Genomic DNA, 16,040 nt, shown 5'->3' with positions numbered 1-16,040 from the left:
CCATTCCCATGAAAGTCACACTCATCCGCAAGCTTCCCGTCGCGACCGACATCTGCGCGTTCGAACTCGCGCCGGCAGACGGCACACCGCTGCCGCCGTTTACGGCCGGCGCGCATGTCGACGTCCACGTCGGCGGTTTCGTCCGCCAGTATTCGCTGTGCAACAGCCCGTCGGAGACGGGCGTCTACCGGCTCGGCGTGCTGCGCGAGCCCGCGTCGCGCGGCGGCTCGCTCGCGATGCACGCATGCGAGCCCGGCACGACGCTCGACATCAGCGCGCCGCGCAACCACTTCGCGCTCGACCCGCAGGCCGCGCACACCGTGCTGCTCGCCGGCGGCATCGGGATCACGCCGCTGCTCAGCATGGCCGCGCACCTGATCGAGGCCGGCCAGTCGTTCGAGCTGCATTACTGCGCGCGCGAGCCGGCGCGCGCCGCGTTCCTCGACCGGCTCGACACGCCCGGGCTCAAGGCCCGCACGCGGCTCTGGTTCGACGACGCGCCGGACGGCCGGCGCATCGATTTCCCGCACGTGCTCGCGAAGCCGGATGCACACACGCACCTGTACGTGTGCGGCCCCGGCGGGTTCATTGGTGCCGTGCTCGCGGCGGCCGCGCAAGCCGGCTGGGATCCTGCGAACGTGCATCGGGAGTATTTCGGTGCGGCCGGCACAGGTGCGGCCGGCGCGGACGCCGCAGTTGCCCCAGGCGAAGACGGAGCCGACCACGCGTTCCAGGTATCGCTCGCGCAATCGGGCCGCGTCGTCGACGTGCCGGCCGGCACGACGATCGTCGACGCGCTGCGCGGTTGTGGAATCGACGTGCCGGTATCGTGCGAGCAAGGCGTATGCGGCACCTGCCTCACGCGCGTGCTGTCCGGCACGCCCGATCATCGCGACGTCTACCTGACCGACGACGAACGCGCGGCCAACGATCAGATGCTGCCGTGCTGTTCGCGTGCGGTCACGCCGCTGCTGGTGCTGGATCTGTGAAAGTGCGTGCGGCGCGGTAGACGCGCCGCAGCGTGCGCGCCTTATGCGCCGCGCGCCGCGCCGGCGACGATCACGCCCGCATCGGCCGCGTCGTGCGCATACATCGCTTCGATCACGGCCGCGCGCTGCGTCAGCACCGCGCGCTGGTTGATCGAACCCTTGTCGGTGATTTCGCCGAGATCGAGCGACGGCGGCGTGTCGAGCAGGCACAGCCGCGTGATGAACGTCGCACTGCCGGTCGCGTCGCGATTCAATCGCTGCAGCAGGTCCGCAAAGAACGCGCGCACGGCCGGCGCCTGCAGCACGGCGCGCACGTCGGCGTCCGGCCCCGCGCCCGCAAGGCGACGGCAATCGTCGACGCGCGGAAAGATCATCGCGCCGACGTCGTCGCGGTTCATCCCGGTCACGACCGCATCCTGCACATACGGCGCGCCGTTCGACACGATCCGCGCGCGCATCGGCCCGACGCTCACGAAGGTCCCCGTCGACAGCTTGAAATCCTCGGCGATCCGGCCGTCGAACATCAGCCCGATCTCCGGACGCCGCGGGTCGACGAAGCGCACCGCGTCGCCGCTGCGGTAGTAGCCTTCGTCGTCGAACACCTCGCGCGCGTCGTCGCCGCTTGCGCGCCAGTAGCCAGCCATCACGTTCGGCCCCCGGAAGCGCGCCTCGAGCTTGCCGTCGACCGGCACCAGCTTCGCGTCGCAGCCGGGCGCGGGCAGGCCGATGTAGCCGGCGCCCGACATCGGCCCGGTAGTGAACATGCACGACGGCGCGGCTTCGGTCATCCCGAGGCCCGCCATGATCCGGATGCGCTCGCCGCAGTGCGCGAGCGTCACGCGTTCGAGCCGGTCCCACGCGGCCTGCGACAGCCCCGCGCCCGCGAAGAAATACATCTTCACGCGCGAGAAGAAGGTCGCGCGCAGCGCAGCGTCCGTTTCGAGCGCGGCGGTCAGCTCCTCCCAGCCTTTCGGCACGTTGAAGTACACCGTCGGCGCGATCTCGCGCAGGTTGCGCAGCGTCTCGTCGAACTTGCCGGCGACCGGCTTGCCGTCGTCGATGTACAGCGTGCCGCCGTTGTACAGCGCAATCCCCACGTTGTGGCTGCCGCCGAACGTGTGGTTCCACGGCAACCAGTCGACCAGCACCGGCGGCTCGATGCCGAATTGCGGAAACGTTTCGAGCAGCATCTGCTGGTTGCTGCACAGCATCCGGTGCGTGGTCGGCACCGCCTTCGGCAGCCGCGTCGAGCCGGACGTGAACAGGAACTTGGCGATCGTATCGCCCGCGATCGCATCGTGCGCGGCGTCGACGCTGCCCGGCGCGGTGTCGAGCAGCGACGCGAAGCGCGTGACGCCGCGCATCCCGTCCGCCGCCGACACGACCACACGCTCGACGTCGGGCGGCACCGTCGCATCGAGCGCGGCACGGAACGCATCGCCGTCCGCGGCAAACACGAGCCCCGGCGTCAGCAGCGCCAGCGCATGGCGCAGCTTGCCGTAGTCGCTCGACACGAGCGAATACGCGGGCGACAGCGGCGCATACGGAATACCGGCCCACAGCGCGCCGAACGCGACCTGCAGGTGTTCGAGATCGTTGCCGGACAGGATCGCGACCGGCCGCTCGGCCGACAGCCCGCGATCGAGCAGCGCCTGGCCGATCGCGCGTGCGCGTTCGAGCATCTGCGCATAGCTGATGCCGATCCATGCGCCGTCGGGGCCGCGCCGCGCGACGAGCCAGCGGTCCGGGTGCGCCTGCGCACCGCTGACGAGCCGGTCGGTCAGCCGGCGCGGATACGCGCCGAGCGCGGTCGATGCACGCAGGGTCCAGCAACCGTCGCGTTGCGCGATGTCGGGCGGTGCCGCACCGATCGCGACGGGGCGGTAGCCGGCGGGGGCGGGCTGCGCGGCGGCGAGGCCGCGCAGTTGGGTCGGATCCGCGTCCAAGGTCTGTCTCCAGTCGGTTCCGCCGGCGCGCGCGCGGCGCGCGGCAGGAACTTCATTGTGTCGTTGTCGGTGCCGCGCCGCGGCGGCCTGCTCAGATCGGGTAGTGGCGCGGCGCGGTCTGCACGGTGATCCAGCGCAGGTCGGTGAATTCGGCGATCGACGCCTTGCTGCCGAACCGGCCGTAGCCGCTCGCCTTCACACCGCCGAACGGCATCTGCGCCTCGTCGTGCACGGTCGGGCCGTTGATGTGGCAGATGCCCGACTCGATCCGTTTCGCGACCTGCATCGCGCGTGCGATGTCGCGGCTGAACACCGCGGCAGCCAGCCCGTATTCGCTGTCGTTCGCGGCCGCCAGCGCCGCTTCGTCGCCGTCGACGCGCTGCACGGTCACGACCGGCCCGAACGATTCGTCCGCGTAGAGCTTCATGTCGCGCGTGACGCCGTCGACGATCGTCGGCTGCATCACCGCGCCGTCGACTTCGCAGCCGAGCGGCAACGCCGCGCCGTGCGTGCGCGCGTCGGCGACCAGCGCCGCGATGCGCTGCGCGGCCGCCGCGCTTTCCAGCGTGCCGAGCACGACGCCCGGTGCGGCCGGGTTGCCCGCCTTCAGCGTACGCGCCTTCGCGACGAGCCGCTCGACGAACGCATCGGCGACTTGCCGGTCGACGATCACGCGTTCGGTCGACATGCAGATCTGGCCCTGGTTGAAGAACGCGCCGAACGCGACCGCGTCGACCGCCGCATCGAGATCCGCGTCGTCGAGCACGAGCACCGGCGCCTTGCCGCCGAGTTCGAGCAACGCCGGCTTCAGGTGCTGCGCGGCGAGCGTCGCGACGATCCGGCCGACGCGCGTCGACCCGGTGAAGTTGACGCGCCGCACCGCCGGGTTCGCGATCAGCCGCTCGACGATCGCCGGTGCGTCCTGCGGCGCATGCGTGATCACGTTGACGACACCATCGCCGAGCCCCGCGTCATGCAGCACGCTGCCGATCAGCCGGTGCACGCCCGGGCAGCCTTCGGACGCCTTCAGCACGACCGTGTTGCCGCACGCGAGCGGCATCGCGAGCGCCCGGGTCGCGAGAATCACCGGTGCGTTCCAGGGCGCGATGCCGAGCACGACGCCGCACGGTTGGCGCACGGCCATCGCGAGGCTGCCCGGCACATCGGACGGGATCACCGCGCCGTCGATCTGCGTCGTCATCGCGGCGGCCTCGCGCAGCATGTTCGCCGCGAGCATCACGTTGAAGCCGTACCAGTTCGCCATCGCGCCGGTTTCGGCACGGCCGGTCTCGATGAATTCGCTGGCGCGCGCGTCCATCCGGTCGGCCGCCGCGAGCAGCCGCCGGCGGCGCTCGGTCGGCGCGAGCGCCGCCCACGCGGGAAACGCGCGTGCGGCCGCCGCAACCGCGGCATCCGCGTCGGCAAGCGTCGCCGCGGCGGCGCGCGACGCCACCTGTCCCGTCGCCGGATCGATCCGGTCGAACGTGCCGCCATCCGACGCGCCGCGCGACACGCCGTCGATCAACAAACTCACTTCGTGCATTTCGCTGTCTCCGCTCAGTCCGGTTGCGTGCCGCTTCGCGCGTCAGCGCTTGTACGCCTGCAGGCCCGGCTTGATGCTCTTGTCGTCGAGGAACTGCTTGAGGCCCTGCTCGCGACCGCCTTCCGGATCGCGATAGTTCGCCTGGTCGAGCTTCGCGTACAGGTAATCCTCGTTCTGCTCCCACGTCAGTTCGCGGCAACGCTTGAAGCCGTGCTTCGCATTGCGGATCACGACCGGATTCTTGTCGAGCAGTTTCGCGGCGAGCGCGCGCACTTCGTCGCGCAGTTGCGCACGCGGCACGCTCTTGTTGACGAGGCCCATCTTCGCGGCCTGCTGCCCGGTGAAGGTATCGCCGGTCATGATGTAGTACAGCGCCTCGCGATGCCCGACCGTGTCCGCCATCGCCTTGCTGACGAGGTTGCCCGGCGGGATGCCCCAGTTGATCTCGGACAGGCCGAACACGGCTTCGTCGGCCGCGATCGCGAGATCGCACGCGACGAGCGGCGAGAAGCCGCCGCCGAAACACCAGCCGTTGACCATCGCGATCGTCGGCTTCGCATACATGCGCAGCAGCTGCCACTGCCAGCGGCTCGCGTCGCGGCGGATCTTTTCCTGCAGGATCTCCGGACCCGCGTCCACTTCGCGGAAATACTCCTTCAGGTCCATCCCGGCCGTCCATGCATCGCCCTCGCCGGTCAGCACGAGCACCTGCGCGTCGGCGTCGAGTTCGACCGCTTCCAGCACGTCGATCATCTCCGTGTTCAGCGTCGGGCTCATCGCATTGCGCTTGTCCGGGCGGTTCAGCGACACCCACGCGATCCCGCCCTCGACCTCGACCTTCACCGTCTTCCAGCGACCTTCGTAACTCATCTTCGTTCTCCAATGACCGTGCCGCCCTGCGCGACTCGACGCCAATTTACTATCAGGTAACCTGATATGTAAAGTAGAATGGAAGCGGCTCGGGACAAACCCCTAAACGGGCACGAACGCGCGGTTTCGCGCCGCGCGGCGCCTGCCCTTCGCGACATGAGGAGACACGCTTGGACGTCCGCAACCTGATTGCCATCGACACGCACGTGCATGCCGAAGTGTCGTGCTGCCAGCCGCCCGACCTGTTCGCGAAGGCCTTCGACGACGCGGCCGACAAGTACTTCGGCACGGTGCTGAAGCAGGGTCGCCGGCCGACGATTCCGGAGACGATCGCGTATTACCGCGAGCGCCGCATCGGCTTCGTGATGTTCACCGTCGACTGCGAAACGAACATCGGCCGGCGCCGCATTCCGAACGAGGAGATCGCGCAGTTCGCGCAGGACAACGCCGACGTCATGATCGCGTTCGCGAGCATCGACCCGCACAAAGGCCGCTTCGGCGCGCGCGAGGCGCGCCGCCTGATCGAAGAACACGGCGTGAAGGGGTTCAAGTTCCACCCGACGATGCAGGGGTGCTTTCCGAACGACCGGCTCGCGTATCCGATCTACGAGGTGATCGCCGAACACGGGCTGCCGGCCGTGTTCCACAGCGGCCATTCGGGGATGGGATCCGGCATGCGCGGTGGCGGCGGGCTGCGTCTGAAGTACTCCGAACCGATCCATCTCGACGATGTCGCCGTCGATTTTCCGGACATGAAGATCGTGATCGCGCACCCGTCGTGGCCATGGCAGGAGCAGGCGCTGTCGATCGCGCTGCACAAGCCGAACGTCTACATCGATCTGTCGGGATGGTCGCCGAAGTACTTCTCGCCGGAGCTGGTCAAGTATGCGAACACGCTGCTCAGGCACAAGGTGCTGTTCGCATCGGATTTTCCGCTGATCCGGCCGGATCGCTGGCTGGAGGATTTCAACGGCGCCGGGTTTCGGCCCGACGTGCATCCGCTGATCCTGAAGGACAACGCGGTGGAATTGCTGGGACTGGGGCTGGAACTCGACGCGCCACGCGCGTGACGCGCCGAGTGATGAGTGATGAACGCGCCGATCGAAGCGTGGCGGCCGGCGCGGTGGTGCGCCGATGCCGCGTTTGCCGCGCCGCGCCGCGCCGCGGCGCTCAGGTTGCGCGCCGCGGGATGAACCGTGCAGTCGGCAGCCCCGCATGCCGCGTCTGCGCGACGAACACGCCACCCGCATGCGCATCGCCTGCCAGCGCGTCGTCGCTCAACCCGACGCGCGCACTCGTCACGTACAGCCGCCCGTCGCCGTCGAGCGCCGCGCAGCTCGGCTGCGCGGTCGGCACGTCGACGCGCTCCGTCTCGATGCCGTCCGCGCCGTAGCGCACGACCCGCCGGCCGCCCCACTGCGCGTTCCACAGGCCGCCGTCGCGATCGATCGTCGAGCCGTCCGGGTCGCCGTCCGCATCGGTCAGGCGCGCGAACGACCGCACGTTCGCGACGTCGCCATCCGTGCGGTAATCGCAGACGAAAATCTCGCGTACCAGCGAATCGCAGAAGTACATCTTCGAGCCATCCGGCGAAAACGCGATGCTGTTCGCGATCGCCGCCGCCGGCAACGCGAGCCGTTCGAGCGTGAGGTCGGGATTGAGCCGGTAGAACCCGCCGACCGCGCGCGGCGGCTCGCCGCCCTCGTCCTTCATCCCGAACACGAACGCGCCGGACGGATCGCAGCGCCCGTCGTTCAGGCGCGTCGGCAGGTCGGGCTCGACGTCGACGATCCGCGTGAACGCGCCGCTGCGCAGGTCGAAGAACGCGAGATGCGTCGCGAGCCCGACCAGCAGCACGTCCGGATCGTGCGTCAGCGCGAAGCACGCGAGCCGCTCGGGCATCGTCCACGGCGTCAGGTCCGAACCGTCCGCGCGGCATCGCCACAACTGCGCGCCTTCGATGTCCACCCAGTACAGCACTTTCGTCGCATCGCACCACGTCGCGCCTTCGCCGAGCGTGTTGCGGCTGTCGGCCAGCAGCGTCGCCGACGCGGCCGGAAAATTCTGTTGCATGCCGTCTCCCGATATCTGTCGCGAATGACCGTCGCGTTCGCGGGCGGCCGCGCTGCCGGTCAGATCTTCATCGCGCGCCGCTGGTTGCGACGATACTGGTCGAACAGCACCGCGAGCAACAGAATTCCGCCGCGTATCAGATATTGGTAAAAGGTCGGTACGTTCAGCAGGCTCATCGCATCCTGCACCGCGCCCATGATCAGCACGCCGACCAGCACGCCGGAGATCGTCGCAACGCCGCCCGTCAGCGACACGCCGCCAAGCACGCACGCGGAGATCACGCCGAGTTCGAGGCCGACCGACGTCTTCGGGTCGCCGAGGCTCATCCGCGACGCAAGCATCACGCCGGCGAAGCCCGTCACGAGCCCCTGCAGCACGAACACCGCGATCTTGATGCGCATCACCGGCAGCCCCGCGAGCAGCGCGGCCTCGCCGTTGCCGCCGACGGCCAGCACGTTCTTGCCGAACACCGTCTTGCGCAGCAGGAAGCCGAACACGACGAAGCCGACGATGTTGCTCCAGATCGGATACGAGATGCCGAGGAACGAGCCGGCCCCGAGTTCGAAGAAGCGCTCCTCGGAGATCATCACCGCGTCGCCGTTCGACGTGATGAACGCGAGCCCGCGCACGACCTCCATCATCGCGAGCGTGACGATCAGCGAATTGATCCGGTAGCGCGCGATCAGCACGCCGTTCACGAGCCCGACCGCGCCGCCCGCGAGCACGCCGGCCGCGGTGCCGAACAGCACGCTGTGCGTCGCGGTGATCAGCGTCGACGCGACGACGCCCGAGAACGCGACGATCGACGCGACCGACAGGTCGACCTCGCCGAGCGCGAGCACGAACATCATCGTCACCGCGATCGAACCGATCAGCGTGACCGACAGCAGCAGGCCCTGGATGTTGCGCGGCGTGAGGAAGTCCGGCACGGTCAGCGACAGGGTCGCGAACAGCACGAGAAACACCATCACGATGCCGGAACGGTTGATCAGCTGCCACACGCTACCGCGCGCCTTCATGGGCGCGGCAGCGGCATCGGGCGATGGAGAAGTACGTTGGGGTTGCATTGCCTGGCTCATGTCATTTCAATCCGGTTGAACCGCGGGCCGCTAACGCGGCAGCGCGAGCTTGATCAGCGCGTCGGGCGTGGCCTGCGCCTTCGCCACCTCGCCCGCGATCCGTCCTTCCTTCATCACGATGATCCGGTCCGACACGCCGATCACCTCGGCCAGATCGCTCGACACGAGGATCACCGTGCGGCCCGCTTCCGCGAGTTCGTAGAACAGGTTGTAGATTTCGGCGCGCGCACCGACGTCGATGCCGCGCGTCGGCTCGTCCATCAGGAACACGTCGATGCGCTCGGCGAGCCAGCGCGCCAGCACGACCTTCTGCTGGTTGCCGCCGGACAGCGCGCCGATCGGCGTGTCGCCGTCGCGGGTCTTGATCGCGAGCCGCTCGATGTAGCGTTGCGCGAGCTCGCGTTCGCGCCGCGTGTCGAGCAGCACGCGCGCCGGGCTGAAATGGCGGCGCGCGCTGATGTTCAGGTTGTCGGCCACCGACGCGATCGCGACGATGCCCTCCTGCTTGCGGTCTTCCGGGCACAGCGCGATGCCGGCGCGCACCGCGTCGCGCGGGCTCGCAAACGCGACGCGCCGCCCGCCCAGCTCGACGTGCCCGGCGCTCGGGCGCACCGCGCCGTACAGCAGCTTCATCAGTTCCGAACGGCCCGCGCCGACGAGCCCGAAGAACCCGACGATCTCGCCGCGCCGCGCAGCGAACGACACCGGCTCGGCCAGCCCGGGCCCCACCAACCCCTTCGCCTCGATCAGCACGTCGCCGGCCGCGCGCGGCCGGTAGCCGTACACGTTCTCGATCGAGCGGCCGACCATGCAGCCGATCAGCCGGTCGCGGTCGAGCTCGGCGACCGAATCGAACGTATCGATCCGGCGGCCGTCGCGAAACACGGTCACGCGGTCGCACAGTTCATACACTTCTTCCATCCGGTGCGTGACGTAGATAATCGCGCGGCCTTCCGCGCGCAGCGCGCGGATGATCCGGAACAGCTGCGTGGTCTCGCGCGCGGACAACGAGCTCGTCGGTTCGTCGAACGCGATCACGCGCGCGTCGCGCATCAGCGCCTTGCCGATCTCGATCATCTGGCGCTGACCGATCGACAGGTACTTCACGGGGATGCCCGGATCGATGTGCTCGCCGAGCCGTTCCAGCGCATCAAGCGCGCGCGCGGCCAGCGTGCGCTCGTCGACCACGCCGAGCCGGCTCGGCAGTTGCCCGAGCATCAGGTTCTCGGCGACCGTCAGCTCGGGCACCAGATGCAGCTCCTGGTAGATGATCGCGATGCCGGCCTCGAGCGCCGCGCGCGTCGACGCGAAGCGCTGCGCCGTGCCGTTCAGCGTCAGCGTGCCGGCCTGCGGCTGGTTCACGCCGGACAGCACCTTCAGCAGCGTCGATTTCCCCGCGCCGTTCTCGCCCATCAGCCCGTGCACTTCGCCCGCGCGCACCGACAGCGACACGGCGTCGAGCGCGCGCACGCCCGGGAACGTCACCGTGATGCCGTCGAGCGCGAGCAGCGGGCCGCCCGGCGGCGGCATGCCCGCTTCGGCAGCGTCGGCGTGGGATACGGCCGTCATCGTCTGCGTCGTCATCGCGTTCTCGCCCCGCGCCGCTCAGATGCCGAGTTCGGCGCGCACCGCCTGCCAGTTGGCGCGCGTCATCAGCTTGCCGCTCGTCTGCGTGTCGGCCGCCGGCGTCTTGCCGTTGCGGATCCAGTCGACGAGGTTCTGCGTGCTGTCCTTGCCGTGGTTCGTCGAGCTGACCGCGATCGTCCCGTAGAAGCCGGTCGGTTCCTTCTTCTGGAACTCGGCGAACGCTTCGCCCGCGCCGTTGATGCCGACGCCGATCACGTCGGCTGCCGGGATGTGCAGCTGTTCGGTCGCGCGCACCGCGCCGAGCACGGTTTCCTCGTTCAGCGCGTAGACCACCCATTTCTTCACGTTCGGATGGCGCGCGAGCACCGGCGCGGCCGCGCTGAAGCCGCCTTCGTCGTCGGTCGTCTTTTGCGGCGCGTCGAAGATGTTCTCCTGGCGGAAGCCGTTCGCGAGCAGCGCCTGCGTCGCACCGTCGGTGCGCAGCTTCGCGGTCGGCAGCTCGTAGTTGGTGATCCGCAGCGCGCCGACTTCCTCGGGTTTCCAGCCGCGCCGCTTCATCTCGTCGGCGATCGCCTGGCCGACCTGGTTGCCGATCTTGGTCGCCGACATCCCGAGGTGCGGCACGCTCGCGAGCGGCTTGCCGGTCGAATCGACGAGCTGGTCGTCGACGGTCACGAACTTCATGTTGTAGCGCTTCGCGCGCGCGGCGATCGCCGGGCCGAGGCGCACGTCGGGTGCGCAGATCACGAAGCCCTGCGCGCCTTGCGAGCCGAGGTTGTCGATCGCGGCCAGCACCTTCTCGCCGTCGGGCGTGCCGATCTTCACGACCGAGAAATTCTCCTTCTGGCCGAGCGCGGACGCCGCGTTCTGCTCGTTGATGAACCACGCCTGCTCGGGCATCTTCACCAGGAAGCCGATCTTCAGCGGCGCGTCGGCGCGTGCGGCGCCCTGCATGCCGAGCGGCGCGATGCAGAGCGCGGCCAGCAGCGCGCGCAACGTGTGTCGGCGGATCGTGTGAATCGTGCGGGTCATGCTGTGTCTCCTTGGTATCGGCCTGGGCCGTAATGATTCATCGTGCGCGGGCACGGCAACGCGCGCCCCGCAGGTTCAGCGGCCGAACGCGTCGGTCTGCACGCGCCGGCCGAACAGGAACGCATCGGCGACGAGCCGCAGCGGCCGCACGTCGACGTCGCTTGCGCCACGCGCGATCAGCGCGCGGAAGTGCGCATACAGCGCCGGATACTCGCGTTCGGGGCCGATCTCGACCGGTTCGCCCGCGATCGACAGTTGCGCGCCGCCGCGGCTGATCGCGAGCACGCCGTCGGCCGTATCGACCGCGATCTCCCATTGCTCGACCGGGCCGTGCCGCCAGTCGAATTCCGCGCGCACCGGCACGCCGTCGGTATCCGCACAATCGAGTTCGGCCGCGATCGGCGTCTGCACGTCGCTCGGCACGAACAGCGTCGCCTCGCGCAGCACGAGCTCGCGCGGCAGGATCCGCGTGACGATCGACAGCGCGTTGATGCCCGGATCGAACACGCCGAGGCCGCCGGGCTCCCAGATCCACTGCTGCCCCGGATGCCAGCGCCGCACGTCCTCCTTCCAGCGCACCTGCACCGCTCGGATCGTGCGCGTCGCGAGCCACGCGCGGGCGGGCTCGACCGCGCTCGCGCAGCGCGAATGCCAGGTCGCGAACAGCGTGAGGCCGCGCGCGTGCGCCAGCGCCTCCAGCGCGGCCACTTCGCCGAGCGTCGCGCCCGGCGGCTTCTCGAGCATCACGTGCTTGCCGGCTTCGAGCGCGGCGCGCGCCTGCGCGTAACGCACCTGCGGCGGCGCACACAGCGACACGGCGTCGAGCTCGCGCTCGGCGGCCAGCAGCGCCCGCAGATCCTGATAGTTGCGCACGCCGCTGACTTCCGCGTGGCGGCTCGCGCAGGCCGTCAGCCTGAAGCCGGGTTCGGCGGCGATCGCCGGAAGGTGCTGGTCGCGCGCGATCTTGCCGATCCCGACGACACCCAGCGAAATCGGATCACTCATCGTGCATTCCTCCTGTTGCGCCCGTTCAGTGCGCCCAGCGCAGCACGAGCGGGTCGAGCCGGCGCGCGATCGCGAGCAGTTCCGCGCGCGTGTCCGGATGCAGTTCCGGCATCGGATGCCGCGGCCGCTCGCACGCGATCACGCCGCCTTCGCGCATCAGCGCCTTCGCGGTGAGGATCCCGGACTGGCGGTTCTCGTGATTGATCAGCGGCAGCCATGCCTGGTAGCGCGCGAATGCGTCGTCGTGGCGCCCTTCGCGCCACGCTTCGAGGATCGGCCGGATGCCGTCCGGATACGCGCCGCCCGTCATCGCGCCGGTCGCGCCCGCATGGAGATCGGCGAGCAGCGTGATCGCTTCCTCGCCGTCCCACGGCCCCTCGACCGCGTCGCCGCCGAGCCGGATCAGCTCGCGCAGCTTGTTCGCCGCACCGGGCGTCTCGATCTTGAAGTACGCGACCTGCTCGATCTCGCGCGCCATCCGCGCAAGGAACGGCGCCGACAGCGCGGTGCCGCTCGCAGGTGCGTCCTGGATCATGATCGGGATCGCGATCGCGTCGGACACGCGGGCGTAGAAATCGAAGATCTGCGCTTCGGGTACGCGGAACGTCGCGCCGTGATACGGCGGCATCGTCATCACCATCGCCGCGCCGAGCTGCTGCGCGCGCAGGCTGCGCGCCGCGCACACCTGCGTGCTGTAGTGCGACGTCGTGACGATCACCGGCACGCGGCCCGCGACGTGTTCGAGGATCGTGCGCGTGAGCACGTCGCGTTCGTCGTCGGTGATCGCGAACTGCTCGGAGAAGTTCGCGAGGATGCACAGCCCGTCCGAGCCCGCATCGATCATGAAATCGACCGCGCGCTTCTGGCTCGCGAGATCGAGCTCGCCGTTATCGGCAAACGTCGTCGGAACGACGGGGAAGATGCCGCGATAGCGCGGCGTGCTGCTCGAAGTCATGGTTCGGGTCCTGCGTCGGCGTGGAAAGTGTCCGGCCGTCAAGCGTTCACGGTTCGACGATGCGCGAGCCACGGCCCGCAAACGGCTGCGGCGCGCGTTTGCGGCGCCTCTCGCGCCGCACGCCGCTCAATGCGAATGGCTCGGCACGTCCGCGCCGCGCGTGCCGACCAGGAAGTCGAGGTCGCACCCCTCGTCGGCCTGCAGCACGTGATCGATGTACAGCCGCGCGTAGCCGCCCTTGCCGAGCTGGCCGGCCACGCCGGGCGCCGCGGTCGGATCGACGTCCGACAGGCGGCGCTGCAGTTCGTCGTCCGTAATGTCGAGATGCAGCGTGCCGGCCTCGCAGTCGAGTTCGATCCAGTCGCCGTTGCGCACGGCCGCGAGCGGCCCGCCGGCAGCGGCTTCCGGCGCGACGTGCAGCACGACCGTGCCGTACGCGGTGCCGCTCATCCGCGCGTCGGAAATCCGCACCATGTCCTTCACGCCCTGGCGCAGCAGCTTCGGCGGCAGCCCCATGTTGCCGACCTCGGCCATCCCCGGATAACCGCGCGGCCCGCAGTTCTTCAGCACGAGCACGGAGCTCGCATCGACGTCGAGCGTTTCGTCGTTGATCGTCGCCTTGTAGTGTTCGAGGTTCTCGAACACGACCGCGCGACCGCGATGCTTGAGCAGCTCGGGGCTCGCCGCCGACGGCTTGAGCACCGCGCCGCGCGGCGCGAGATTGCCGCGCAGGATGCGGATGCTGCCGTCCGCGATCAGCGGCCGGTCGAGCGGACGGATTACCTCGTCGTCGAAGTTCGGCGCTTCGCGCACGTTGTCCCACAGCGACTTGCCGTTCACCGTCAGCGCGTCCGGGTTCGGCAGCAGCCCGCCTTCGCCGAGCCGGCGCAGCACGGCCGGCAAGCCGCCCGCGTAATAGAACTCTTCCATCAGGAAGCGCCCCGACGGCATCAGGTCGACGATCGTCGGCGTGTCGCGGCCGATGCGCATCCAGTCCTCGAGTTCGAGCGGCACGCCGATGCGGCCCGCGATCGCCTTCAGGTGGATCACCGCGTTGGTCGAGCCGCCGATCGCCGCATTCGCGCGGATCGCGTTCTCGAACGCCGCGCGCGTCAGGATCTTCGACAGCACGAGCCCTTCGAGCGCCATCTCGACGATGCGAATGCCCGACATGTGCGCGAGCACGTAACGACGCGAATCGACGGCCGGAATCGCCGCGTTGTGCGGCAGCGCGACGCCGAGCGCCTCGGCCATGCACGCCATCGTCGACGCGGTGCCCATCGTGTTGCAGGTGCCGGCCGAGCGCGACATCCCGGCTTCGGCCGACAGGAAGTGATGCAGGTCGATCTCGCCGGCCTTCAGCGCTTCGTGCAGTTGCCACACGGCCGTGCCCGACCCGATGTTCTTCCCTTCGAGCTTGCCGTTCAGCATCGGGCCGCCGGACACGACGATCGCCGGCACGTCGCAGCTTGCTGCGCCCATCAGCAGCGCGGGCGTCGTCTTGTCGCAGCCGGCGAGCAGCACGACCGCGTCGATCGGGTTGCCGCGGATCGCTTCCTCGACGTCCATCGACGCGAGGTTGCGCGTGAGCATCGCCGACGGCCGCAGGTTCGATTCGCCGTTCGAGAACACCGGGAACTCGACCGGGAACCCGCCCGCCTCGGAGATTCCGCGCTTCACGTGCTCGGCGAGCTTGCGGAAGTGCGCGTTGCACGGCGTCAGTTCGGACCACGTGTTGCAGATGCCGACGATCGGCCGGCCGTCGAACTCGTGATCGGGGATGCCCTGGTTCTTCATCCAGCTCCGGTACATGAAGCCGTTCTTGTCGTTCGTGCCGAACCATTGGGCGGAGCGCAGCCTGGGTTTTGTTGCCGACATCGTCAGTCCTGTGGTGACGGGATACCGGCGCAGTCTAGGCAGAATTTTGATAACTCGCTAATGACGTTTTAGGCGATTACGATATCGATTCCGATATCGATATAAACCCGTACGATGCCCGATACCAGCCCGTGGGGAAACCGCGGCCGCCTGAAGACCCGGCAGCTCCTGCTGATCGTCGCGCTCGCCGACGAAGGCAGCATTCATCGCGCGGCGGCCGCGCTGAACATGACGCAGCCGGCCGCGTCGAAGCTGCTGCGCGAACTCGAGGAATCGATCGGCGCGGTGCTGTTCGAGCGCCTGCCGCGCGGGATGCGGCCGACGCTGTACGGCGACGCGCTGATCCGCCACGCGCGCGCGGCGCTCGGCAGCCTCGACCAGGCGCACGAGGAACTGGCCGCGCTGAAGGCCGGCCATCTCGGGCATGTGGCGGTGGGCGCGATCACGTCGCCGGGCCTGCGGCTCGTGCCGCCGGCCGTCGCGGCCGTGAAGGGCACGCATGCGGGCCTGCACGTGTCGGTCGAGATCGACACCAGCAACGTGCTGCTCGAGCATCTCGCGCAGGACAAGATCGACATCGTGCTCGGCCGGCTCTCCGCCGAACACGACAAGCTGCGCCTGCGCTACGAGCCGCTGACCGGCGAGTCGGTGGCCGCCGTCGTGCGGCCCGGCCATCCGCTGCTCGCGCAGGCGCCGCTGTCGCTCGCGGACGTGCAGCGCGCCGCGTGGGTCGTGCCGCCGGCCGGCAGCGTGCTGCGCCACCGTTTCGAACTCGTGTTCCAGCGCGCGAGCCTCGCGCCGCCCGCGAACCTCGTCGAGACATCGGCGCTGCTGTTCATCACGCAGCTGCTCGAACAGAGCGACATGATCGCGGTGCTCGCGGACGACGTCGCGCGCTACTACGCGCGACACGGGATCGTCACGGTGCTGCCGCTGGAGATGGATTGCCGGATGGACGATTTCGGGATCATCACGCGCACCGACCGGCTGCATTCGCCGGCCGTCACGGTGATGGCCGACGCGATCCGCACGGCGGCACGCGACGTGTACGGCATCGCGCTGTGACGTGACAGCGGTCGGGGC

At 69.2% G+C, this 16,040-nt stretch carries 13 protein-coding genes; 3 read left to right on the top strand and 10 right to left on the bottom strand.

The genetic code is table 11. From position 1 onward, the window contains the following. Nucleotides 1-8 precede the first annotated feature (8 nt). Nucleotides 9-989 (top strand): PDR/VanB family oxidoreductase, encoded by a 981-nt coding sequence (locus ACTRWB_RS05705; protein ID WP_446901220.1) that lies wholly within the window; start codon nucleotides 9-11, stop codon nucleotides 987-989. A 41-nt stretch (nucleotides 990-1,030) separates the two neighbouring features. On the opposite strand, the gene ACTRWB_RS05700 is transcribed toward ACTRWB_RS05705, so the two are convergent. The 3 genes from ACTRWB_RS05700 to ACTRWB_RS05690 all read right to left on the bottom strand — a co-directional run bounded on the left by ACTRWB_RS05700 (nucleotide 1,031) and on the right by ACTRWB_RS05690 (nucleotide 5,348). Further along, nucleotides 1,031-2,935 (bottom strand): feruloyl-CoA synthase, encoded by a 1,905-nt coding sequence (locus ACTRWB_RS05700; RefSeq protein ID WP_446901219.1) that lies wholly within the window; start codon nucleotides 2,933-2,935, stop codon nucleotides 1,031-1,033. Nucleotides 2,936-3,026: 91 nt separating this feature from the next. Beyond that, entirely contained in the window at nucleotides 3,027-4,478 is a 1,452-nt protein-coding gene (locus ACTRWB_RS05695; protein ID WP_446901218.1) for an aldehyde dehydrogenase, read from the bottom strand. A gap of 42 nt (nucleotides 4,479-4,520) precedes the next feature. Next, nucleotides 4,521-5,348, bottom strand: a complete 828-nt coding sequence (locus ACTRWB_RS05690) for a p-hydroxycinnamoyl CoA hydratase/lyase (protein ID WP_048246169.1) — start codon at nucleotides 5,346-5,348, stop codon at nucleotides 4,521-4,523. Between the two features lie 170 nt (nucleotides 5,349-5,518). On the opposite strand from ACTRWB_RS05690, the gene ACTRWB_RS05685 reads away from it, so the two are divergent. Further along, nucleotides 5,519-6,418, top strand: coding sequence for an amidohydrolase family protein (locus tag ACTRWB_RS05685; protein ID WP_446901217.1), 900 nt, complete (start codon nucleotides 5,519-5,521; stop codon nucleotides 6,416-6,418). 100 nt (nucleotides 6,419-6,518) lie between these two features. On the opposite strand, the gene ACTRWB_RS05680 is transcribed toward ACTRWB_RS05685, so the two are convergent. The 7 genes from ACTRWB_RS05680 to ACTRWB_RS05650 all read right to left on the bottom strand — a co-directional run bounded on the left by ACTRWB_RS05680 (nucleotide 6,519) and on the right by ACTRWB_RS05650 (nucleotide 14,957). Then, nucleotides 6,519-7,421 carry an SMP-30/gluconolactonase/LRE family protein gene (locus tag ACTRWB_RS05680; protein ID WP_446901216.1) on the bottom strand — a complete coding sequence of 301 codons (903 nt, stop codon included), beginning with the start codon at nucleotides 7,419-7,421 and terminating at the stop codon, nucleotides 6,519-6,521. A gap of 59 nt (nucleotides 7,422-7,480) precedes the next feature. Next, nucleotides 7,481-8,500 (bottom strand): L-arabinose ABC transporter permease AraH, encoded by a 1,020-nt coding sequence (gene araH / locus ACTRWB_RS05675; RefSeq protein WP_446901215.1) that lies wholly within the window; start codon nucleotides 8,498-8,500, stop codon nucleotides 7,481-7,483. A 30-nt stretch (nucleotides 8,501-8,530) separates the two neighbouring features. Continuing rightward, on the bottom strand, nucleotides 8,531-10,084 hold the full coding sequence (araG, locus tag ACTRWB_RS05670) for an L-arabinose ABC transporter ATP-binding protein AraG (protein WP_446901214.1): 1,554 nt from the start codon (nucleotides 10,082-10,084) through the stop codon (nucleotides 8,531-8,533). A 21-nt stretch (nucleotides 10,085-10,105) separates the two neighbouring features. Next, entirely contained in the window at nucleotides 10,106-11,119 is a 1,014-nt protein-coding gene (locus tag ACTRWB_RS05665) for an arabinose ABC transporter substrate-binding protein (protein ID WP_129516077.1), read from the bottom strand. 75 nt (nucleotides 11,120-11,194) lie between these two features. After that, a complete protein-coding gene (locus tag ACTRWB_RS05660) occupies nucleotides 11,195-12,124 on the bottom strand; it encodes a Gfo/Idh/MocA family protein (RefSeq protein WP_048246175.1) in 930 nt (309 codons plus the stop codon). Nucleotides 12,125-12,149: 25 nt separating this feature from the next. Further along, a complete protein-coding gene (locus tag ACTRWB_RS05655; protein WP_129516078.1) occupies nucleotides 12,150-13,079 on the bottom strand; it encodes a dihydrodipicolinate synthase family protein in 930 nt (309 codons plus the stop codon). 126 nt (nucleotides 13,080-13,205) lie between these two features. Further along, nucleotides 13,206-14,957, bottom strand: a complete 1,752-nt coding sequence (locus ACTRWB_RS05650) for an IlvD/Edd family dehydratase (RefSeq protein WP_446901213.1) — start codon at nucleotides 14,955-14,957, stop codon at nucleotides 13,206-13,208. 114 nt (nucleotides 14,958-15,071) lie between these two features. Between ACTRWB_RS05650 and ACTRWB_RS05645 the strand changes: the two genes are divergently transcribed. Further along, complete coding sequence (locus tag ACTRWB_RS05645) at nucleotides 15,072-16,022, top strand: LysR substrate-binding domain-containing protein (protein WP_446901212.1); 951 nt, start codon at nucleotides 15,072-15,074, stop codon at nucleotides 16,020-16,022. The last annotated feature ends 18 nt before the right edge of the window (nucleotides 16,023-16,040 follow it).

The organism is Burkholderia sp. YIM B11467 (assembly GCF_052952715.1).
This window is presented reverse-complemented; position numbering and strand designations above follow the sequence as displayed.